Genomic DNA, 21,371 nt, shown 5'->3' on the forward strand with positions numbered 1-21,371 from the left:
CTGTCTATGGCTATCACAATTGAAATGCCCAAGCTCAGCGACACCATGGAGGAAGGGGTCCTTTCCGCCTGGCTGGTCGACGAAGGCGACGCTGTTTCGGCGGGCGACATTCTCGCTCAGGTCGAAACCGACAAGGCCACCATGGATCTGGAAGCCTTCGACGACGGCATCCTCCTCAAAAAAATGATCGATGAGGGCGATGCCGTACCCATCGGCGAAATGATTGCTGTACTGGGCGAAGAGGGCGAAGACATCTCTGATCTTGTTGGAGATACGGGCGGTTCCGACGACGCCTCCGAGGCTGCCGCCAGCTCCGAGACCGAGGCGGCTTCGGCAGAAGCTGCGTCCTCGCAACCAGAACCTGCATCGCCAGAGACGGAGGCGCCCGCCAGCCCTGCCGGCGATGGCGAACTGGCCGAGCGCACCCCCGAACCCGTCCCGGCGCCCACCGATGCGAGCGGCGAGCGCGTGAAAGCCTCGCCCCTGGCACGCCGTGTGGCGCAGGAGCACGGCCTGGATCTGGGGAGCGTAGCAGGCACCGGTCCGAACGGACGCGTTGTACGCAGCGATGTGGAGTCAGCCCTCGAACAGCGTGAGGCCACGCCCGACGCCGCGCCCGAAACAGCCCCCGCGCCCTCAGGCGACGGCGCCCCCACGCCACAGCCCGCGCCCACCGAATCCGTCAAAATCGACGTGGGCTACGACACCGAGACCATCTCGCAGATGCGGAAAGCGATCTCGCGGCGGCTGGCGCAGAGCAAGTTCACCGCGCCGCACTTCTACCTCACGATCGACGTCGACATGGCCCGCGCGGCCAGCGTGCGCGCCGAGCTCAACGAACGCGCCGAGGCGCAAGACCGTGCGCGCATCTCGTACAACGACCTGATCACGAAGGCCTGCGCGTTGGCGCTGCGTGAGCACGAATACGTAAATGGCTCCTACCACGCCGACGAAGGGGAAATCCGTCTCTACGACGACGTGCACGTAGGCGTTGCCGTCGCGATTGACGAGGGGCTGATTACGCCCGTCATCCGCAATGCCGACCAGAAGGGCCTCACGCAGATCGCAGCTGAGACGCGCGAGCTGGCCGGGAAAGCCCGCGACCGCGAGCTGCAGCCCGAAGAGTATGAAGGCGCCACCTTCACCACGAGCAACCTGGGCATGTTCGGCATCGAAGAGTTCACGGCGATCCTGAATCCGCCGAACGCAGCCATCCTCGCGATTGGCGGCATTCGCGATGAGCCGGTCGTCGAAGACGGCGAGGTTGTGCCCGGCAAGCGCATGAAGGTAACGCTCTCCTGCGATCACCGCGTGGTGGATGGCGCCGTAGGAGCGCAGTTCCTCGACACCGTACGCGGCTACCTCGAAGACCCCATGACGATGCTGCTGTAACGCCACCTCTCATTCGAATCCATCCTGCGCCGCAGCGGAATCCTCCCGGATTCGGCTGCGGCGTTTTAATGCGCTTATCCTTGTAGGCCTGTCCTTATTTCCCCAGTGCCATGAATGCAGACAACCCACTCGTTGAAGTATTCGGATATGCGATCGACGATTTCTCAGAGGAAGCAGTGCAGCACCGTGAGGAGAAACTCTGTCCATTCAACAACAAGTCCCAGTACTGCACAAAAGACAAGAAGAGCGACCCACTCGGGGCATGCAATGTCCATCAGCGCGGAAATGCTGTGATCACCTGTCCGCAGCGGTTCACTGAAGACTGGACGATTGTTAGAGATAGTGCTGCATTCTTCTTCGAGAATGGCTCTACATACCACGTGCTTCGCGAATATCAAATGCGCGATGCAGACAACGAGGTTGTTGGCAACATTGACTTTGTACTCGTGAAGGTAGAAGACGACAGCATCGTAGACTTTGGGACGATAGAAGTCCAGTCTGTTTACATCAGCGGCAACATGCGGCGTCCGTTTGAGCACTACATGGATGACCCTGAGCAAGCCAGCCGTGATTGGCGCTCGCGTGTGTCTGAACGTGGAGGCTACTATCCGACCCCAGACTGGCGTTCTTCGCACAAGCGACTCTTTCGTCAGATCAACTCAAAGGGTACGCTTCTCGCAGAGTTGGGGAAAAAACAGGCTGTTGTCATCCAACAACCGTTCTATGACTCCATGCCTGATCTCACGCGCGTTCCCATTGAAGACGCTAACATGGTGTGGCTTATCTACGACTTGGTTCGCGAGGATGAACGGCATCGGCTCACAAAAGTAGACACAATACATACTCGTGTAGAGCACACATTAACCGATCTGCAGTATTTTGAAACGCCGGAAGATGATTCAGACATACGCGCGGCGCTTCAGCGAAAGTTAGCACGTGATGACAGTCCCATATTTACATTATAAGAGATATGCCCAAAACGCTTTTCGACGACGTAGAATATACGCTTCCCAATGTTGCGAAAGTACCACTGTACAGTCCATTTCGGTACCCAGGTGGAAAGTCGCGGTGGTACTTTTACATAAAGCAGTGGATACTATCGACGCAGCCTTCGGTATTTGTCGAGCCGTTTGCAGGTGGAGCCCATGCAGGGCTTGCTGTTGCCATAGAGCCGTGGGCACACACAATAGTTGATGAGGTCATTCTTGTTGAAGTAGATGAGAATGTAAGCGCAGTTTGGAAAACAATCTTTAGCGATGAGGTTGACTGGCTGCTCGACCGTATTCAGTCATTCGAAATGTCGCGCGCGGCAGCAGAAGGAGCCATCGAAGCCAAAGATCAATCGGTACGCGACCGGGCTTTTGCTATGATTGTGCACAATCGCGTAAGCCGGGGAGGAATTACAGCTCCCGGGGCTGGATGGGTCAAAAAGGGGGAGAACGGCAAAGGGCTTAGCTCGCGCTGGTATGCAAAAACGCTTGTCCAGCGGATTCAGAAGATTGCTGACTTTCGTAGCCGCGTCACGTTCGTGGAAGGCGATGCATTCAACGTGTTTCCCGACCATGTCGGAGCGCAGGAGGCTCTCTTTATCGATCCGCCGTATCCCAAGGCAGGCGGGCGTTTATACGAGCATTCGGATGTGGATCACGACGAAATCTTCCGATACGCCGCTTCTGCTGAAGGAACGGTTCTCCTTACATACGACAATTCGGAGCATGTGCAGGCGCTTGTGAACGCGCATGGGTTTGACTCGGAGGAGCTTATCGTGTCCACAACGCATCACACGCGAAAAACGGAGCTGCTCATTGGCAAAGATCTGACCTGGTTGCGGAGCATGGATCCGTCTATGTAGAACGCCCATCTTGTTGGAAGCACACTGCCTCTGCATTGTGCAGGATGCGAAAGCGGCGTTTTGCGTTGGACAATGCATGGCAAAAAAAGCCTGTAACATTGGTTGGGGAATGGTCGTCCTGAGAGACGACAACGAAGCTGGCTTTAACCCTCTATTCCATGAACCATTCCCCTGCATCCACTATGACTATGCTATCTCGAACGCTGGCTCGCCTGCCGCAGGTACGGATTTCCTTGACCGGCCCTGCCCTGCTGATGCTCACAATGGTCTGGATCAGTACGGTTGGATGCGCAGGTGCGCAGTCGGATGACGATACGTCGCCGTTGGAGACCCGGAATGACCCCATCGCGGTTGAAGCGGGTACGACCACCTCTGATGATGTCGAGAGCCGCAACGGAGCCATTACAATTGGCGAGAGTGCACAGGTAGGCAACATTGTGAATCGCAACGGCGCTATTGTGCTGCAGCAAGGCGCGCAGGCTGCGTCCATCGAAACGCGGAACGGGGCGCTGGTACTTCGTGGAGCAAACACCACGGGGGGCATTGAATCGCGCAACGGACGCGTCACCATTGGCGCAGAAAGCACCATTGGCGGGGCGGTGGAGACGCGCAATGGAAATGTGACGATTGAACGGGAGTCAACGGTGGACGGCGATGTTGAGACGCGCAACGGATCCATCGAGACCGCAGAGGGTGTGCGCATTCAGGGCGAAGTGGAAACCCGGAATGGCACCATCACCCTTTCAGGCACCCAGGTCGACCAGCTGGTTGATGCCCGAAACGGAGACATCCGACTGCGTGCGGGAACGGTCATCCGCGGCGATGTGCGGCTGCTGATGCACGAGGACTGGGACGGCTCTCAGCCGCCGGTGCTCAGCATCGATGGCGACAGCCGCGTAGAAGGGCGTCTGATTGTGGATGAGCGCGCTCGGGTAGAGATTGCTTCTGGGGCTGACGTGCCAGACGTAGAGCGCTTTGCCTCGCGCGAGGCGTGGGAGCGTCAGCAGTAGAGATCGGCCGGTAGGCTTCGCTTATTACGGGTCGTGCGGTAGCTCAGGGTCGGCGGCGGCCAGGGCGCGCTCGGTGTACGTGTAGAGCGCGTCGAGCTGGTCGCGGCTGAGCCACTGGCCCATCAGCGCCAGGGCGTACGTGGCCAGTGCCAGCCCGCCCCCCGCAGGAATCGACCACAGCCAGGGTGCGTCCATCCCCAGGCTCCACTGCGTGCCACCCACCACGCCGCCCAGAAACGCCGCAAAGGCTGCCATCGCATACATGGCCATGAACATCGTCCACACTGACGGGCGCGGCCCGTACACGCCGCGCAGGCGCGTGCCCCCATTCTTGGGCTGGAGGTCGAGGCTGAGTTGTGGCGACCAAAACCAGGCTTCGTCCTTCGGCACGTTGATGATGACGTGCTTATCGTAGAACGCGCCCCGGTAGCCGTCGTCCGACTGCTCAACGTGGGTTTGTAGGGCCTCAACAGCCGCATTGGGCGAGCACGACAGGTGCCGCTCAAACGCAGGCCGCATGCGAAGACTGATCATGGCACAGCGGGAATGAGGAAACGAGCTACGAGCGGGCGCACCCGGCCTGGGCAGCGGCACCGCGCGCACGGCGTGGATAGTCGGTGATGAGTGCATCCACACCGCAGGCCAGGAGCGTGGCCATCTCGGCACGGTCGTTGACCGTCCACACCTGCACCGGCATCTGGCACGCATGGGCCGCCTCCACAAAACGGCGCTGCACCACCTGAATCGGGCCGTACCAGTGCGGCACCTGAAAAGCAGTTCCAGGCGGATCGTACCGGGTGTGCCTCCCCAGCAGGTGACGCGCATAGAACGAAGCCGTCTCGGTCATCGCCATGTTCGTAGGGATACGCGGACGCAGCGCCCGAAAGCGGTGCAAGATGCTGGCACTGAAGCTGGCTACTACAATCTGGTCGGTACGCTCGGTGTCAGCGATGAGGTGGCTCATCGCATTGGCGATACGCGGCCCGGCTCCGCCCTTGAGCTCCACAATAAGCGGCGTATCCGGGTAGCGCTGCAGCATCTCTCGAAGTGTGGGCAACCGAATCCCCCCGCCCCGATACGGATACGCGCCGTCTTCGCTCTGCCAGTGGTAGCCCGCATCAAGTGATTGGAGCGTGTGCACAGAAAGGTCGCGCACGCGTCCGGTGCCGTTGGTGGTGCGGTCAACCGTTGGGTCGTGGATCGCGATCAGTTCGCCATCGGCTGAGAGCTGCACGTCAACCTCCAGCGCCTCGGCGCCCTGGTCGAGGGCCCAGTCGCATCCGGCAATCGTGTTTTCGGGCGCCCCACCGCGTCCGCCGCGGTGAGCGACGATAGTGCAGGCACCAGTGCCAAACGAGAGCAGCGACATAAGCAGTACGACACCAAGTGGTTACGCAGAAAGGACACCAAGCAGAACAAGCAGCAGCGCAATAGGCAGTCCAATCAGGATGCTGATGATGAGATTGGCCACGAAATGATGCCCAAACACCGCAAAGGAGCGCTTCAGGAAGCTGGTGTCAAAGAGCATGGAGTCGGGTACGGAGGCCCCGCCAGATTCAAGCTCTTGAATCCGGCTCCGCAGCGATCGCACTTCGGAGCGTAGGGCATTGAGTTCATCATCGCGGGACGGACCGCTGGAAAAGACGTCGTCGGACATAAATACGAGTCATATGAAGATTCGGATGGGCGTGTACAGCGCAACATACAACGCATCTCAGAAAAAGTCGAGCGTGCTGCGTGATAGACGACAGTCTTCGACAGGATACTTCTGGTGAGATGTCTCCCAATCGCAGGTCATCTTGACCGCCTCCAGTCGGGAAGGATGGTAACGATCCTATGCATCAACTGGAGCACAATGCGCGGTGCAAGGCTCCCTCCAGGCCTTTCTCTCCAACGGGTTGTCATGTTGAGCAAGCGGAGCCCCGAGCTGTCCGGGGCGAAGCGCGTCGAAACATCTCCTTGGCGCTTGGCAGATACAGCGGAGGGGGTCTGCCAACCTCGGGGAGACGTTTATTCACTGCGTTCATCAGTCGCTTCGCTCGTGTCAGGACTCCGCACCTGCTAAGCGCAGTTGCTTCGCTCAAAATGACAGCGTTTGGGAGGGGTACGTTGCTACCCCGAGATCGACGCGTGACACAGCACTAAGCATCAATCGGAGCAAAATGCGCAGTGAAGTGGCGCAGCTGTTCGGGCTCGTGGGTGATGGCGTAGCCGGGCAGCTCACGGGTACGCTCCACGATGTCTTCGAAGCACTCGATCACATAGTCGATGTGCGACTGCGTGTACACGCGACGTGGGATAGCCAGGCGCACGAGCTCCATAGCAGCGGGTTCTTCGGAGCCGTCGGGCTGACGGCCAAACATCACAGAGCCGATCTCGCAGCCTCGAATCCCGCCGGTTTCGTAGAGCGCTACGGCGAGCGCCTGCCCCGGATACTGCAGCGGCGGGATATGCGGCAAGAGCGCCTTTGCGTCGATGTAGACCGCGTGTCCGCCGATGGGCCGCACCACGGGCACACCGAGGTCGGTGAGCGCCTGCCCCAGGTAGCGCGTCGAGGCCATGCGGTAGGCCAGGTAGTCCTCGCGCACAATCTCCTTCAGGCCCTGCGCAATCGCCTCCAGGTCACGCCCGGCGAGGCCGCCGTAGGTGGGGAAGCCTTCGGTAAGGATCAGCTGGTTGCGGGCGGCCTCGGCCCAGGCATCGTCGTTCAGCGCCAGCCATCCCCCAATATTGACGAGCGCATCTTTCTTCGCGCTCATGGTCATGCCATCGGCGTGGCTGAACATCTCGCGAACGATGTCGGGCACACTCCAATCCGCGTACTCCTCCTCGCGCATCTTGATGAAATAGGCGTTCTCGGCAAACCGACACGCATCCAGAAAGAGCGGGACATCGTGCGCCTCGCACACCGCCTTGATGGCTTTGAGATTGGCCAGCGACACCGGCTGTCCGCCGCCCGAGTTGTTGGTGATCGTGCACATCACCAGGGGGATGCGATGGGCCTTCTCCTGGAGGAGCGCATCGAGGCGATCCACGTCCATATTGCCCTTGAACGGATGCATATTCGCTGGATCGTGGCCTTCTTCAATGACCAGATCCACCGCCTCCGCCCCGGTGGCTTCGATATTGGCGCGCGTGGTGTCGAAGTGCGTGTTGTTGGGGATGATGGCGTCTTCATCTGCTACAATGCCCATGAGGATGCGTTCGGCAGCGCGCCCCTGGTGGGTGGGAATGATGTGCTCGAACGGCATCAAATCGCGCACGGCAGCCTCGAAGCGGTAGTACGAGGACGAGCCCGCGTAGCTCTCGTCGCCCTGCATCAGCCCGCCCCACTGCGCAGCGCTCATGGCGGCGGTGCCCGAGTCGGTGAGCAGGTCGATCATCACGTCGTCGCCGTCAAGGTTGAAGAGGTTGTAGTGGGCCTCCTCAATCAGTGCCTCGCGCTCGGGACGTGTAGTGAGGCGAATCGGCTCGACTGACTTGATGCGGAAGGGCTCGATAATCGTATCCATAGGCAGCGGGTGCAGAATAAGTAACGAACAAGAAACGGTGCGGCCTCAACATACAAAACGATACGCAAAAAGCGAGCATTCCCTGGATTCTGCAGGTTGAATCTGGAGCGGCAGCGGTTCATGGTCCAATGATGAGTGCCCGGAAGCGCGTCTCGGGAGTGCAGGAGATTCCTCTCCCGACTGCTGTCGGGATCGGAATGACACTGCAGGAAAAGGGGGCAAGTGATGCCGCAATCTTGGTGCATCACTTAGCATTTGACCAGCATCCCTGGAGCTACTTAACGGCATGTGCAGGTTTCCTTTTTCCCTTGGTGATAGCCTTGTGGCAGAATACGCGGTCCTGGCATCCCCCATTCCCTCACGCTGTTCGGGCGTTTCCCCCTTCGCGAAGGGGAGACACGAGCGTTAGCGACTGACGAAGCGAAGCGGAGTATACGTCGCGCAGCGACAAAGGGGGATGCCCGCCCCGAAAGGACAATGGGAAAACTTGCACACCGCGTTACTTGCGCGCTTGCAGAAGCAGTAGCAACGCAACGGTAGCGAACAGAGCATGGGGGATCCAGGTGGTGAGCCACGGGTCGAGGGTTTCAGCGTAGCCAAAGGGTTCGCTCAGTTTCTGCGCGGCCAGATACAGCAGTGCTACGAACAGCCCAATCCCAAAGCGTACCGCTTGCCCGCCGCGCCGCCGCACCGCAGCCAGGGGCACGGCAATGAGCACAAGAATGAGGTTGGCCACCGGATAGGCAAACTTGTTGTAGTAGGCCACGAGCGGGCGTCCCAGCTGTCCTGCCCCTGAGCGCTGAAGAGATTCGAGGTAGTAGCGCGCCTCGGTAACCGTCATCGCTTCCACATCGCGGGCGGTGCGGGCCAGGTCGCGTGGCGTAATCTGCAAGGTGGTGTCCATGCGCGAGTGGTAGGCCTGCTGCATGGGCTGGTCGTCGGGAAAGGTACGCTCGGTGACGCCCACCATGCGCCACACCTGCAACGAGTCGACCCAGTCCATGCGGTCGGCGTCGAAGCGCTCGCGCAGGTGCTGCTGCTCGTCGAAGCGTTGCAGGGAGACGTGGTGCGCGCGCTGCTCGCCCGTGTCATAGTAGCCCACCGACACAATGCTGCGTGGATCGTTCTGGCGGTGAATCTCGCTTACCTCAATCGTCTGGCGCTCTGGATGCAGGTATTCATTGTCGTATTGAACCACGACCTCATTGGCACGCGGCACGACCCATCCGTTGAATCCGAACATAACCAGCGTGAGCGTAACGCCCACCAGCAGGTACGGACGCATCAGGCGGTAGAGCGACACGCCCGAGGTTTGGAGTGCAATGAGTTGCACCTCTTGGGCAAGCTTCCCAGTCACGTAGATGCACGACAGGAAGATGGCCAGCGGAGAGATGAGGCGCACGATTTCCGGGATGTACGCCGGATAGTAGACCCGGAAGATCTCGCTCATGTCGGCGCCGCGGTCCACAAAGTCGTCGTTGTACTCGACCCAGTGCAGCACAATGAAGAACACGATCAGCGCAGATACAAAGAGCGCAAAGCCCTTGAGTACGCGCGCCACAATATGCCAATCGAACCGAGTCACCGAAGGAGGCGTGAGGCGTAAGTCGTAGGAACGAGGAGGATGTACAGGCACCTGCCAACCCACGTGAAGGCGCAGCCATACAATCCGTGAGCAGATTGCGAAAACCGGATATACCGCGGGCAGGCGTTCGCTTCTTTGCCAGCGTCCTGTTTACTTACAGGCTGGACCAACTGTTCACGCAACCCCGCAACCTCCTATGAAAGTCCACGAGTATCAAGCGAAAGAAATTCTAAGCGACCATGGCGTGGCGATGCAGCCCGGCATTGTCGCAGAATCGGTCGACGACGCGGTGCAGGCTGCCGAGGAGTTGGCCAACGACGGTGCCACCATGTTTGTGGTGAAAGCACAGATTCACGCCGGGGGCCGCGGCAAGGGCGGCGGCGTAAAGCTGGCCCGCTCGCTCGATGAGGTCAAGGAGCACGCCGAGGCCATTTTGGGCATGGATTTGGTCACGCATCAGACCGGCCCCGAGGGGCAAAAAGTGCGTAAGCTGCTCATCGCCGACGCGGTGGACATTGAGCAGGAGTTTTATGTGGGCGTAACGCTCGACCGCGCCAAGAGCCAAAACGTCATCATGGTCTCCAGCGAAGGAGGCGTCGAGATTGAGACGGTGGCCGAGGAGAGCCCCGAGAAGATCGTGAAGGCCTGGATCGATCCCACCATTGGGCTGCGTCCGTTTCAGGCGCGCCGATTGGCCTTTGGGCTCGGGCTGGAGGGCACGGCCTTGAAGCAGGCGGTAAAGTTCATCACGGCGCTCTACGAGGCGTTCGAGGCAACCGATAGCACCATCGCCGAGATCAATCCGCTCGTGCTTACGGGAAGTGGCGATGTGGCGGCGGTTGATGCCAAGATTAACCTCGATGACAATGCGCTCTACCGCCACCCCAACCTGGCGGAGATGCGCGACATCCACGAGGAGGACCCGACCGAAGTGGAGGCCAGCGAACACGGCCTCAGCTACATTAAGCTGGATGGCAATGTGGGTTGCATGGTCAACGGGGCCGGGCTCGCCATGGCGACGATGGACATCATCAAGCTGGCGGGCGGCGAGCCGGCGAATTTCCTGGATGTGGGCGGCACCGCCAATGCCGAAACGGTGGAAGCGGGCTTCCGCATCATCTTGAAGGATCCGAATGTGGAAGCGATTCTTGTGAACATCTTCGGCGGCATTGTGCGCTGCGACCGCGTTGCGAAGGGTGTCATTCAGGCGGCGCAGAACATTGATTTGGATGTGCCGCTTATCGTACGCCTGCAGGGTACCAACGCCGAAGAAGGCAAGGCGCTGCTCGACGAAAGCGGCCTGGAGCTGCGCTCCGCAGTGCTTCTGAAGGAGGCGGCCGATAAAGTGACGCAGGCCCTCAAAGAAGCAGATGTGGCGTAAGCGCCTGCTGTAGTGGCAATAAGTTTTTGCTGCACCATACAAAAGACAGAAACCCGTCCACCGTGCTACTGCGCGGTGGACGGGTTCTTTTGTGGGGCACCGTGGCCACTCTGGAGACCAGGGCCTGCTAAAACGGGCGTCCTCCACCGCGACTGCTCCCCCCACTGTTAAGCAATCTGCCTGCGGTGCCGCCCAGTCGGCTTCCGGCTTCGTTGCGGGGCACGTTCAGGCGCAGCAGGTTGCGTAGCTGTCCGCCTTTCACGTTCAGGCTGAAGCTGTACGACTGGAACCGCCCGAACGGCACCCACGAGAACGACATCTCCCATGCACCCAGATCGCGGTATGCGGAGAGTTGTGTAGTAGCGATCTTCATCTCGCCAATGTCGAACGATGTACGCCCGCTGGTGCGCCACTTGGGGGTCAGCTGCACGCTAAACTGTCCGCTGACCTCTGCATCGTGTTCGGCCTCTCCGAACCGACGCCGCATGTTGTACTGGAGGTCGAAATCGAGCGACCACGGAATGCTGAAGTCCACACGGCCTTGTGATCCGCCCAGATTAGCACCAGTGGCTGCTTGTGTGCTTGCAGCACCTGTGTTCCTATTGCTGGAGGCGTTGCCCTGAATGCGCGCGCCGCCGCGGGTGCGCGCTCCGCCCCGGGGCGACGAGGTGCTGGTGGTTTGTGCCCCCGACCGATCAGCGGAGCGTGAGCCTCCAGATCCCCCCTGAAACCCACCGTTCAGTGCAGCGGAAAGTCTTGTAAGGCGAACCGGCGTAAGCGGGCTCCGCGCCGCCATGTACTGGTTGACGACCGCGATACTCTCTGGATCATCCGGATCCGACACGTCGGCATACTGATACGGCGACAGCGTGCTGCGCACACGCACGTTGTAGTCGCCAATAGAGGTGCTGGCGTTCAGGTTGATGTCGCTCAGGTTGAGCGAGTCGGCAGCCAGGTTGTAGGACGAGCTGGCATTCAGGCGCAGCAGTTGGATGGTCGTTTCCTGCTCGGCTCCCGTCGAGTCGGTACGGACGCGCTTGGTTTCGAATCGGTTGGTGACGCTAAAGCTGAGGTTTTGCTGCGTGGCGTCGCCCCGCACGTCGCGCCCGGTAAAGATGTCGTAGCGCTGCACCGTGCCGTCGATATCCGACACGTAGCTGCGCGTACGCCCCCAGAACGGATCGTTAAAGTTGGGTCGGTAGTTGTACGAGAGCGAGGGCTGCACGCGGTGCCGGAGTCCACGAAACGATCCAACCGAAACGGGAAAGAGCCCGAAGAATTCGGTGTTCATGCTTACGCCCGTTGAAAAGTTGTGGCGCGCTGCAAACCCGGCCTCGTTACGACGCTCTACGCGGGTCTCTACAGGCGTGCCCACGCCGGGCGAGTCGGCGTCCAGCGTATCCACCACGAGCCGTTTGCGCTGCGTACGCAGTACCCACTCCGAATCGTAACTGATGTTGGGGCGGATGTTCAGGTTGTACTGGTTAATCCGAAACGACGTGCTCAGGGGGATGTTATGGGTCATCTCCACATTGAACGGATTGGTACGGTCGGGGTTGCTATGCCCTTCGCGATAGGCACTGGGGGAGGCGAGCGCTTCGTACCATGGAATATTGGTGGTGTCGGTGGGTGTGTACTCAAAGTTGTTTGTGAGCGACCCCCTGTATCCGGTCGTAATGCGCTCGTACCACGTTTCGTCCTGACCTACGCGGTCGCGTTTGAAGGGCTTAAAGCTGCGCTGTCTAAATAAGACATCGGGCAGAGTCAGGCTTACGTTGCCCGAACTCAAGTTCTGGCTCTGGTTGGCTCTTACGCTGATGTTGCGCCCTCCATCGGGCCAGCTTTTGGAGTAGTTGATGCTGGAGCTGATGTCTTGGCGCACCGCATCGTTGTAATCGGTCGTATTTTCCCGGACAAAATCGGACGAGGTAAGCAGATTTACGTTGCCATTGATTGAAGAGGTCGGGTTCAGATCCTGGTTGTGGGTCCACCTCAAATCACCCTCTACGGACTTCTGAAAGTCGGGGTCTTCGGGCTGCCCGATGCGCTCGAAGAGCACATTCAGATTGAGGTCGCCGTTGTAATAGTCCGTGCGGCTGTACCGAAACGATGGATTAATCTCGAAGCTGCCACCCGACCACACGCTGCCCTGAATGGTGAAGTCGGTATACTCGTTCATGGCAAAGTACCAGCCAAAATCGCTTAGGAAGAACCCGCGCCGATCCTCACCGGGGGTGGGCGGGAGCGGTCCACTGCGGCGGCCTTCGGTGTACGGCACCATGCCAAATGGCAGCCATAAGGGCATAGGAATGTTGAAGATATACAGCTGGATGGGCCCAGTGTATACCCAGCGTTCGTTTACGACCTTCATGCGCGAGGAGCGCAGCGTATACGATGGCGTTTCGCCAGGCGGGCGGTTGTCGGTGGTGTAGGCACCATCGGCCACGAAGGTGGTGCGGTCTTCATATCGCTTGATGACGCCGCCGCGCAGCGAGGCTTCGCCCTGGCCCGTGCGCGCTTGCACGACGCGCCCGCGCTGCGTGCGCAGGCTGTAGGCCAGTTCGGCGCCGCTAAACGTGTCTTCGCCTTCGCGTTCAAACACCGGAAACGGAATGCGGGCGGTGTCAGAGGGCGGGCCCGTAGCACGCAGTTCGTCGTCAGTAAAGCGGTAGCGGATCGTCTGTGCGCGCAGTTCGCTGTCCTGATACGTTGTTTTAGCTTCGCCATGCAGCGTGCCGGTTTCGCCTGCGCCCTCCGCATCGAACGCGAGGATGAGCGAGTCGCGGGCGGCCAGTTCGATGGGCGCATCCAAGTCGCCGTCTCCGCCCGTCGTGTCGGCTCCTGTCGCGGGCGCTTGCGCCGTGGGCGCGAGGCCGCTCTCCGGCTGTGCAGCGGCTGTGCTATCCGGTAGGGCGGTCTGGGGCGTGTCAGTGGCTGCGTTATCAGTCTCAGTGGTATCAGCCTCAGTGGTATCGATCTGTACGACCATGCCCGAACGAGGCCTGGGGTCCTCTTTTGAGGCGGCATCGGGCGGGGCGGCGGGAGTTTCCGGCATAAAGCCGGGAAGCAGAATCACCAGCATACCCCCAAACAGCAAGACAACTCCGAAAGGAAGCCGGGGCCAGTCTGTCATAGTAGCGTGACGAACAAGGGCGCGAGGACCAGCAGTACGAGGAGGTTACGCGGTCGGCGTTGTAGAGAATGCGAGGTGGGCGGCGCCGAGTACGCCGACTTCGTTCCCGCGCTGCTCACGTTCGATGCGCAGGCCCTCCTGAAACGCCGGGAAGACCTGGCTGCGAAGCGCTTCTCGGGCTGGATCTAACAGAAATCTGCCTGCATTGGACACCCCACCGCCTACCACCACAACTCGAATATCGAGCAGGCTCACCGCACTGCTTAGCGCGTAGCCTAATCGGCGTCCGGCCCATGCGAGAATGTGGGTAGCCGCTTCGTCGCCCTGGGTAGCTGCTTTGTGCAGCGTGCGCGGCGTAAGGGTGCTCAGGTCACTGCCGGTAAGGTCATGCACAACACTCTCAGGCTGGTGGCGGAGCCGCATGCGAGCGTGTTCAGACAGAAACTGTTGTCCCAGGTAGGCCTCAATAGCACCGCTTATACCTGAGTTGTCAAGCGGGCCTTCGTAGTCGATGCTCATGTGGCCAATTTCGCCTGCGCCTCCGGTGCTTCCCCGAAACACTTTGTTATTGTGAATGATGGCGCCTCCAACACCTGTGCCCAGTGTCACCATAATAAACGAGTCGTGCGCCATTCCGGCGCCATAATGGGCCGAGCCCAGCCCGGCTATATTGGCATCGTTTTCGACGACCACGTGATCAATTCCGGTGCGTGCCGAAAGGGCTGTACGCACATCTACGACGCCCCAGTCGGCCAGATTCGACGGATAGCTTACCGTTGTGCGTGCCATATCCACGGCGCCGGGGGCGCCCATGCCCAACCCTACAGGATCTGGGCCTTGATGGGTATTGAGCAGCTCTCGGACAATGGTAGCAATGCGGTCCAGCACATGATCGGGGCCTTGGTCGCCTTCGGTGGGACGCGTGCTCTGCGCCACAACGCCTTGCTCGCGTTCTACAAGGGCCCCTTTGATTGAGGTGCCGCCCAGGTCGATGCCAAGTGCATAGGTCTCCATAGAAACGGGGGGGTAAGCAAAGAGAGCGATAGACGAGCCGCCCTACTCAATTGGATGCACGGTTTCGTTTGGGTACTGCATGCCGTATTCCTCCCGCGCAATGCGCTCAATCTCGGCATCGGAGAGCGAATCAGCCAACTGTTCACGCAGGGCATCAATGTTGGTCTGCAGGCGCTCGTTTTCGGCGCGCAGGGCTTCGTGTTCGCGGTGCAGTTCGATACGATGCATCACGCTGTGCGTATCCAGAAACAGCACCCAAATGCTCCCAACGACGACCACAAGCACAAGTCCCCAGCGGATGAGACGGCCGCGAGAAACGGAAGAGATGGACATTGTACAAGGAACGCAGATACATAGCGCAACGAAACGCGGCGCCGGTGCAGCCCACCGACGCCGCAGCGCAGAAGCGGATTAGGAGGTACGGGTGAACGCATCCGTACCGGAGTACGTGGCTGCAGCGCCAAGGCTTTCCTCAATGCGTAGCAACTGGTTGTACTTCGCCAGACGGTCGCTTCGGCTGGCCGAGCCCGTCTTAATTTGACCGGTACCCAACGCCACCGCCAGGTCGGCAATGGTGGTGTCTTCGGTTTCGCCCGAGCGATGACTTACCACGCTGGTAAAGCCATTTTCGTGCGCCAGCGTGATCGCTTCCACCGTTTCGGTAAGCGTTCCGATCTGGTTGGGCTTGATGAGAATAGAGTTCGCAGCGCCCTCATCAATGCCACGTTGCAGGCGTGTGGTATTGGTCACGAAGAGATCATCGCCCACGAGCTGCACCTGGTTGCCCACGGCGTCGGTCAGCTGCTTCCAGCCGTCCCAGTCGTCCTGATCCATGGCGTCTTCAATGGATACGATGGGATAGCGCTCGACCCAGTCGGCCCAGTAGGCCACCATGTCTTCGGAGCTGCGTGGGTGGTCGGGATCGCTCTTCCAGAAGGTGTACTGGCCGTTGTCATACATCTCGGCGGTGGCGGGGTCGAGTGCGATGGCAAGGTCGGTGCCGGCGCTGTATCCAGCCGCCTCAATGGCTTCCACGACACGCTCAATCGCTTCCTCGTTAGACCCAAGGGCTGGAGCGAAGCCGCCTTCATCGCCGACCGCGGTGCTGTACCCATTCTTCGACAGAACATTCTTAAGCGTGTGGAAGACTTCAACGCCCATGCGCAGCCCTTCGGCAAAGCTGCTGGCTCCAATAGGGGCCACCATAAACTCCTGCATATCCACGGTATTGTCGGCATGATGGCCGCCGTTCAGGATATTCATGAGTGGAACGGGCATGCGGCGGGCAAGACCGCCGCCCAAGTAGCGATACAGGGGCAGTGTGTGCGTTTGGGCTGCGGCCTTAGCCACAGCCAGCGATACACCAAGAATCGCATTGGCTCCAAGGTTTGATTTATTGTCGGTGCCGTCCAGTTCAAGCAGGGCTGCATCAACGCCGTGCTGGTCCGACACGGCGTGTCCGGTAAGCGCGTCGGCAATGGTCGTGTTTACGTTAGCAACGGCCTGTGTTACCCCCTTGCCCATGTAACGGTTGGCATCGTCGTCACGAAGCTCAACAGCCTCGTGTACGCCGGTTGAGGCGCCGCTGGGCACGGCGGCACGTCCGCGAATGCCGCTGTCGGTAATCACGTCAACCTCAACGGTGGGGTTGCCGCGACTGTCGAGCACTTCGCGGGCCGTAATCTGCTGAATAGTAGACATAAGAGCGACGGGGTTGGATGCAGAGGGAAGCTACAAGTTGAATCGTGCTGTCTTCACAAGAACGGAAGAGCAGTTCGCAATAACAAGACGCAAGTGGCTGTGCATTGCGAAAAACGGATAGGGACGGTGCGCACAGAGTGAGGACGAGATGGTGGGTAGCGATGGCTCTGTGCTGGACAGTGGTTGGTGCAGGGGCAAGACCGCGATCTGATGCTCCACCCCCAAACAGAAAGGGCCAATGGCGCAGTGCCATCGGCCCTGTGAAGGCAAGAGGATGCCGGGACGTGCGAGCATCCGAATGAGAGCGGTGCTTCCTATCGGGCACGCACCGTCGTTGACTCGTTGACCCAGGAGTAGCATCCCGAATTGATCTGGATGCTCTCGCCCTCGTTCCAGTCGTCTCGGTAGAAGATGTCTTCAGTGCTTGGGAAGTATTCGCGGTATGTCCGGGCCTTGCTCTGTGCGGAGTTGGCCACGCTGGCATCGCCCAACTGCTGGGCCTGCTCATAGTGGTCTACTGCAAGCCAGTATACGGCACGGTCGCTACGTCCCATTTCGGCTCCCGAGCATTCCGACACAGCTTCTACGTACACATCCCCAATGGAAACATGGGCTTCGGCATATTCCGAATCGGCGTCGAGCGCACGGCGGAAGTACGTACGAGCCTTCGAGAGTTGCCCCATCTGCTGCTGGGCTTCGCCCATGCTGTGGTAATCGGCAGCGGTGAAGCTGGCACCTTTCTCTTCGGCTTCCTCAAAGGTGTCGAACGCGCGTTGCGGATCGCCATCTTCAAGGAAGAGCTGGGCAATGTCGAGATAGACCGATGCCGGAGGATCCATGGTCAGCAGGTCTTCCGTCATCGCATTCGCCTTTTCGTAGTTGCGCTGCTCCAGGTAGGCAGAGAACAGCTCCGACATGGCTTCGAGGTTGTCGGGCTCTTCCTCGACAACGCCTTCAAGGTATTCGGTGAAAGCAGCGGGATTGCGGTCGAATATGCGCTCGCGCTCGCGGTTCACAATCTCCATGATCTCCTCATTGTCCCCGCGCAGTTCCTCAACGCGGCCCATAAAGGCAACCGCATCGGCCTGGTTGCCCCGGTCGACATACGATTCGATGACCTCGTTGATGTAATACGTTTGCATGCGTTCGGGGTCGATCTCGAAGGCCCGCTCGTAATGGACGGGAGCCGTTTCGAGGTTTTCGTACGATCCGTCGAGTTCAGATCCGTACTGCTGTAGAAAGCGGCCGCGTCGCATCTCCCATCGGTAATCGCTATGCTCTACGTCATGCTCTTCAAGCGTGTTGGGGGCAGAGGAGAGCATTACAGCAGCCGAGTCGAGGTAGGCGTGGCGATCTGTCTCATCATCAGTCTCTTCGGCAAGGCCAACGTACAGATCGACAGCCCGGCGGTAGTTGCGATCGTCGTTAAACGGCTCGGCGGGAGCGTTGTCAAGCATCCACCGCAGGTTGGGAGCTGCACTTTCCCAGTCTTCATTGTTATAGTCTTCAGTATACAGGCTGTACGTGCGTCGGATGTCCATATCGCTGGGGCCCTCCTCATCCGACGTCTGGCCAAATGCAACAAGCGGAGCTAAAGCGAGGACCAGCAGCCCGGCGACCGAAGACCACCAGAAAGACGACACGAGCGAGCGCTGCGGGCGGAGTGATGCGTACATGTGAGTGTAGCTGTTAGTGGACAGGGGGTGGCAGAATGTTACACACTGTGCAGGCCGCGCGTTAAACAACGAGGTAGCGCAGCGGGACTGCGAGTGGCGAAGGAGCCTGTGCAAGGGGCGCCTTGAGCCGGAGCTGGTAAGGCGTGCCCGAGAGCACGTATAGCCCGTTTAGCGGAGACGGCGCTCTTGGAACCATCGTTCGCCAATGGTAACGCGCGCCGACACACCGTAATACAGGTCTTGCACCAGGTTCTGGCTGGTTGTCCCTTGACGGCCTACATGAGTAGTTAGATCAATCCGTGTGCCAGAAACCGAGGTGGGAAGACTAATCCCCAGCCGAGCCTCTACTGCATTGAGCGTAGTTGTGGTATTGGGGGAGACGTAGAGTTGCTCGTATGAGACGCCCAGGCGGTAAGCGGTTCGGGCCAAGAAGCTTTCAAACGAGTCATCGCCTGCCGGGCGCCACTCCACGCCTGAGGAGAGCGTCCATTGGTCGGCCAGCGTTTCGGTACCGCCCACAGGAAAAGCAAAGGAAACGTCGTCATCGGTCATGCTGCTTTCGGCTTGGCTCCAGGGCGCATAGCTGCCGTTCACTGTTAGTGTGAGGGCTGAGCTGGGTACGTAGGCAATGCCAAGGCGCGTGGTAAGTGGCATGTCGAGGGCGCCCCCAGAGGCAGTGCTCACCGTATCGCGGTCAAGACTCTCCCCAATGGTGCGTGTGCGCGTCCCCGACAGACTGGCGGGCAGGGTGACGGCTGCACCAACCATCAGGTTGTCGTCGGAGCGCAGCAGATCGCCGATGGTAAGATGTGTGCCCAGCGTAGCGGACAGCGCATCCAGGCGGACGCCGTTGGTGACGACGGTCTCCTGAAAGTTGGGCCGGGTAAACGAGGTGCGGCGCTGTGTTTCGATGGTGCCGAAGAGATAATCGAGGCTTGCGCCCACGCTGATCAGGTCGTTGAATCGGTATCCGAATCCGCCTGTGATCTTTTGCAGCCCCCCACGGCCCAGAAACTCAACCTGATAATCCAGCGTCTCGTCATCGAACGGGCTGCTGCTGGCGGTGCGTTGTACCCGAGAGCGAAAGTTCGATTGCGACACAGGCACAAATCCAAATGCCACGCCCAGCTTCTGGCGTAGCAGCGGAAAGCTAAACTGCACACCGTCGAAGTTGCCTGCGGTAAGACGGCTGGTGCCTTCAGTCTGGCCGCCCTCCGACTCAACCGTTCTGAAGCGGGCGCCCAGCGCGACACGCGTTAGCACCTGGTCGCTCCAGAGGGCCGGGTTGCTGAGGTTGGTGTAATTCAACGACCGCAGGGCTACGCCGTGTCCGCCAAGCGCCTGGGCCTGGGCCGAAGAAGGCGTTTGCAGCTCGCCAATGCCAAAGCGGGAGTAGATCGACCCATCGCCTGCGTCTTGCCCCCATACGGGGAGTACGCCCCCAAGGGTGAGCAACAAGCCAATCAGCAGGGTTCGAGCAAAATGCATCATAAAGGGAAGTCGTGGAAGTCAAAAGCAAGCAGAGGCCTGTCGAGCCCTGTGCTCCGGCATCCTACCTACACGAATGCTAAGCTGTGCGGCGGGCATGCTGCGTTGAGCAGTCAGCGGCGGAGCACGCAATCGGGCGCTGTGCCTCCAGGCAGATAGAGCGAGTCAGCAGGTTGTTAGTACGGAGTTACGGTAACCGTGGCGCGCGGTCCCTCTGTATCCGAAGCAGTCGGGTCTATAGGGAGGCGATGGAAGAGCGCTACGTCCAGGCTAATTTCGTTCGACGTACCGCTCTCTGTTGCATTCGGAGTAATGACAAACTCGCTGAATGCTGATTCGCGCAGAAAGCCCTCTTCAAAGATGCGAACAGGGGTATCTCCGGTGAACCGCAACCCCTCGTTGAAAGGGGTGAGATTGCTGGAGAGGGTTACCGTCTGGTCACCGTCGGTGGAGGTACCAGTGAACGAGTAGCTGTCGGGGGTAGGACGCGCAAAGCCGTCTGGAGTAGAGTCGGCCCAGAGTGTGGTGTCGACCGGAAGCACAAACTCGGCACGGTTAACGGGCGTGCCGCGCAGCGTGTCAAGTGGAGGTGCGTCGAAGTCGTACGTGAAGGTGAGGGCATTCGCGAATCCGCCCTGTACCAGTGCCCGGTCGTCGGGAAGCGCATCAGATGGGGTGCGCTCAAGCGTCGTCAGGCTTACCCGTCCGTTGAAGTTTGTTGTGTCGGTGGAAGTGGCCACACGCAGTGAAGTGTCGTTCCGGTTAAACCCAATGGCAGCGTTGCCCGAGGCCGGGGCAATGCGAAAGCCTGCAAATGCATCCAGGAATGCCTCGCCACCGCCGGTGGTGTCGCGCAACACCGGTTCATTCTCGTTGATCCAGGTGCGGGGCAGTGGAACGAGGGTCTCTTCGTCCGTCGGATCAAGCTCAAAGGTTAGGATCTGTTCGCCTTCGGCCAGAGTCGTATCCGACCGAGCGCCCGCGCCATCCCAAGGGGCAGGCATGTCGTACAAGGCCATCGTAACGGTGCTGGTGGTATCACCGTAGACCGAGATCGGTGCCAGGCGCAGCGACACATCGGTCAGAGGGTCGTTGTAGAGAGAGCCTGAAAGCTCCTCTATCGGCTGAAAGAGATTCAGAAACCCCTGCGCCTCAGTTGTGCCTACGAGCGGATCGTCGACGCGTCCGGCAAAGAAGCGTTCAGGAAGGTTGCCAGCAACGGCGCCAGTGACAGGCGCTCGTCGCTCCACGTTGAGACTCGTGGGAGTCAGGCTTACCGTAACGGGCTCGCCGCCCTGAAGTGGGTCATCGCCTACATCTACGCCGACCCCGGTGGGGTTGTCGTCGCAGGCGGTGAGAAAGAGCATGAGACTGCCAAGGCAGGCAGCGTACCAAACCAAGCGGGTGGGTATACGCAACAAAGGAGCGCTGGGCAGAGCGCGATTGTGAGACACGTGGCGAATCGGCGTTGTTAGTTGGTTACAATATGTGAATGCAATCAACCAACCACCCCAAACGGCACACTGTCGCATGGGTTCTCTGATGCATGTGGGTGCTGGACGCTACAGAAGAGATCCTGCCCAATTTTAAAGATTTGGGGATAGGGCGGTGCCTGCAGGCCCGAATG

At 59.7% G+C, this 21,371-nt stretch carries 17 protein-coding genes; 5 read left to right on the forward strand and 12 right to left on the reverse strand.

Annotated features, from left to right (window positions below; all coding sequences use genetic code 11):
- Positions 1-6: 6 nt before the first annotated feature.
- The 4 genes from CRI93_RS07485 (at position 7) to CRI93_RS07500 (ending at position 4,254) form a co-directional block, all read left to right on the forward strand.
- The gene (locus CRI93_RS07485) at positions 7-1,392 is read left to right on the forward strand and encodes a pyruvate dehydrogenase complex dihydrolipoamide acetyltransferase (RefSeq protein ID WP_098062003.1); all 1,386 of its coding nucleotides are present in this window, start codon (positions 7-9) and stop codon (positions 1,390-1,392) included.
- Positions 1,393-1,502: 110 nt separating this feature from the next.
- Positions 1,503-2,357, forward strand: a complete 855-nt coding sequence (locus CRI93_RS07490) for a NotI family restriction endonuclease (RefSeq protein WP_098062004.1) — start codon at positions 1,503-1,505, stop codon at positions 2,355-2,357.
- 5 nt (positions 2,358-2,362) lie between these two features.
- On the forward strand, positions 2,363-3,244 hold the full coding sequence (locus CRI93_RS15130; RefSeq protein WP_141491614.1) for a DNA adenine methylase: 882 nt from the start codon (positions 2,363-2,365) through the stop codon (positions 3,242-3,244).
- 182 nt (positions 3,245-3,426) lie between these two features.
- Positions 3,427-4,254 (forward strand): hypothetical protein, encoded by an 828-nt coding sequence (locus tag CRI93_RS07500; protein ID WP_141491615.1) that lies wholly within the window; start codon positions 3,427-3,429, stop codon positions 4,252-4,254.
- Between the two features lie 24 nt (positions 4,255-4,278).
- On the opposite strand, the gene CRI93_RS07505 is transcribed toward CRI93_RS07500, so the two are convergent.
- The 5 genes from CRI93_RS07505 to CRI93_RS07525 all read right to left on the reverse strand — a co-directional run bounded on the left by CRI93_RS07505 (position 4,279) and on the right by CRI93_RS07525 (position 9,402).
- A complete protein-coding gene (locus CRI93_RS07505) occupies positions 4,279-4,788 on the reverse strand; it encodes a hypothetical protein (protein ID WP_098062007.1) in 510 nt (169 codons plus the stop codon).
- Positions 4,789-4,813: 25 nt separating this feature from the next.
- Complete coding sequence (locus CRI93_RS07510) at positions 4,814-5,623, reverse strand: glycerophosphodiester phosphodiesterase family protein (protein ID WP_098062008.1); 810 nt, start codon at positions 5,621-5,623, stop codon at positions 4,814-4,816.
- A 21-nt stretch (positions 5,624-5,644) separates the two neighbouring features.
- The gene (locus tag CRI93_RS07515; protein ID WP_098062009.1) at positions 5,645-5,911 is read right to left on the reverse strand and encodes a hypothetical protein; all 267 of its coding nucleotides are present in this window, start codon (positions 5,909-5,911) and stop codon (positions 5,645-5,647) included.
- Between the two features lie 484 nt (positions 5,912-6,395).
- The gene (locus CRI93_RS07520; RefSeq protein WP_098062010.1) at positions 6,396-7,766 is read right to left on the reverse strand and encodes a tryptophanase; all 1,371 of its coding nucleotides are present in this window, start codon (positions 7,764-7,766) and stop codon (positions 6,396-6,398) included.
- A gap of 499 nt (positions 7,767-8,265) precedes the next feature.
- Positions 8,266-9,402, reverse strand: a complete 1,137-nt coding sequence (locus tag CRI93_RS07525; protein WP_245850396.1) for an LptF/LptG family permease — start codon at positions 9,400-9,402, stop codon at positions 8,266-8,268.
- A 145-nt stretch (positions 9,403-9,547) separates the two neighbouring features.
- On the opposite strand from CRI93_RS07525, the gene sucC reads away from it, so the two are divergent.
- On the forward strand, positions 9,548-10,732 hold the full coding sequence (gene sucC / locus CRI93_RS07530; RefSeq protein ID WP_098062012.1) for an ADP-forming succinate--CoA ligase subunit beta: 1,185 nt from the start codon (positions 9,548-9,550) through the stop codon (positions 10,730-10,732).
- 127 nt (positions 10,733-10,859) lie between these two features.
- Here sucC and CRI93_RS07535 read toward each other — a convergent pair whose 3' ends face one another.
- From CRI93_RS07535 to CRI93_RS07565, 7 genes are all read right to left on the reverse strand, one after another.
- Positions 10,860-13,787, reverse strand: a complete 2,928-nt coding sequence (locus CRI93_RS07535; RefSeq protein WP_141491616.1) for a putative LPS assembly protein LptD — start codon at positions 13,785-13,787, stop codon at positions 10,860-10,862.
- Positions 13,788-13,910: 123 nt separating this feature from the next.
- Positions 13,911-14,879, reverse strand: a complete 969-nt coding sequence (locus CRI93_RS07540) for an ROK family protein (RefSeq protein WP_098062014.1) — start codon at positions 14,877-14,879, stop codon at positions 13,911-13,913.
- Positions 14,880-14,921: 42 nt separating this feature from the next.
- Positions 14,922-15,212 (reverse strand): FtsB family cell division protein, encoded by a 291-nt coding sequence (locus CRI93_RS07545; protein WP_098062015.1) that lies wholly within the window; start codon positions 15,210-15,212, stop codon positions 14,922-14,924.
- A gap of 78 nt (positions 15,213-15,290) precedes the next feature.
- Positions 15,291-16,580, reverse strand: a complete 1,290-nt coding sequence (gene eno / locus CRI93_RS07550) for a phosphopyruvate hydratase (protein ID WP_098062016.1) — start codon at positions 16,578-16,580, stop codon at positions 15,291-15,293.
- A gap of 314 nt (positions 16,581-16,894) precedes the next feature.
- A complete protein-coding gene (locus CRI93_RS07555) occupies positions 16,895-18,256 on the reverse strand; it encodes a tetratricopeptide repeat protein (RefSeq protein ID WP_098062017.1) in 1,362 nt (453 codons plus the stop codon).
- Between the two features lie 168 nt (positions 18,257-18,424).
- On the reverse strand, positions 18,425-19,747 hold the full coding sequence (locus CRI93_RS07560) for a hypothetical protein (protein WP_098062018.1): 1,323 nt from the start codon (positions 19,745-19,747) through the stop codon (positions 18,425-18,427).
- Positions 19,748-19,920: 173 nt separating this feature from the next.
- Entirely contained in the window at positions 19,921-21,111 is a 1,191-nt protein-coding gene (locus CRI93_RS07565) for a hypothetical protein (RefSeq protein WP_098062019.1), read from the reverse strand.
- Positions 21,112-21,371: the final 260 nt, after the last annotated feature.

The sequence above is a fragment of the Longimonas halophila genome, assembly GCF_002554705.1.
GTDB classification, from domain to species: domain Bacteria; phylum Bacteroidota; class Rhodothermia; order Rhodothermales; family Salinibacteraceae; genus Longimonas; species Longimonas halophila.

Coding starts and splice junctions, on each gene's coding strand:
- CRI93_RS07485 (WP_098062003.1), top strand. CDS start 7: ATGGCTATCACAATTGAAATGCCCAAGCTCAGCGACACCATGGAGGAA.
- CRI93_RS07490 (WP_098062004.1), top strand. CDS start 1,503: ATGAATGCAGACAACCCACTCGTTGAAGTATTCGGATATGCGATCGAC.
- CRI93_RS15130 (WP_141491614.1), top strand. CDS start 2,363: ATGCCCAAAACGCTTTTCGACGACGTAGAATATACGCTTCCCAATGTT.
- CRI93_RS07500 (WP_141491615.1), top strand. CDS start 3,427: ATGACTATGCTATCTCGAACGCTGGCTCGCCTGCCGCAGGTACGGATT.
- CRI93_RS07505 (WP_098062007.1), bottom strand. CDS start 4,788: ATGATCAGTCTTCGCATGCGGCCTGCGTTTGAGCGGCACCTGTCGTGC.
- CRI93_RS07510 (WP_098062008.1), bottom strand. CDS start 5,623: ATGTCGCTGCTCTCGTTTGGCACTGGTGCCTGCACTATCGTCGCTCAC.
- CRI93_RS07515 (WP_098062009.1), bottom strand. CDS start 5,911: ATGTCCGACGACGTCTTTTCCAGCGGTCCGTCCCGCGATGATGAACTC.
- CRI93_RS07520 (WP_098062010.1), bottom strand. CDS start 7,766: ATGGATACGATTATCGAGCCCTTCCGCATCAAGTCAGTCGAGCCGATT.
- sucC (WP_098062012.1), top strand. CDS start 9,548: ATGAAAGTCCACGAGTATCAAGCGAAAGAAATTCTAAGCGACCATGGC.
- CRI93_RS07535 (WP_141491616.1), bottom strand. CDS start 13,787: ATGCCGGAAACTCCCGCCGCCCCGCCCGATGCCGCCTCAAAAGAGGAC.
- CRI93_RS07540 (WP_098062014.1), bottom strand. CDS start 14,879: ATGGAGACCTATGCACTTGGCATCGACCTGGGCGGCACCTCAATCAAA.
- CRI93_RS07545 (WP_098062015.1), bottom strand. CDS start 15,212: ATGTCCATCTCTTCCGTTTCTCGCGGCCGTCTCATCCGCTGGGGACTT.
- eno (WP_098062016.1), bottom strand. CDS start 16,580: ATGTCTACTATTCAGCAGATTACGGCCCGCGAAGTGCTCGACAGTCGC.
- CRI93_RS07555 (WP_098062017.1), bottom strand. CDS start 18,256: ATGTACGCATCACTCCGCCCGCAGCGCTCGCTCGTGTCGTCTTTCTGG.
- CRI93_RS07560 (WP_098062018.1), bottom strand. CDS start 19,747: ATGATGCATTTTGCTCGAACCCTGCTGATTGGCTTGTTGCTCACCCTT.
- CRI93_RS07565 (WP_098062019.1), bottom strand. CDS start 21,111: ATGCTCTTTCTCACCGCCTGCGACGACAACCCCACCGGGGTCGGCGTA.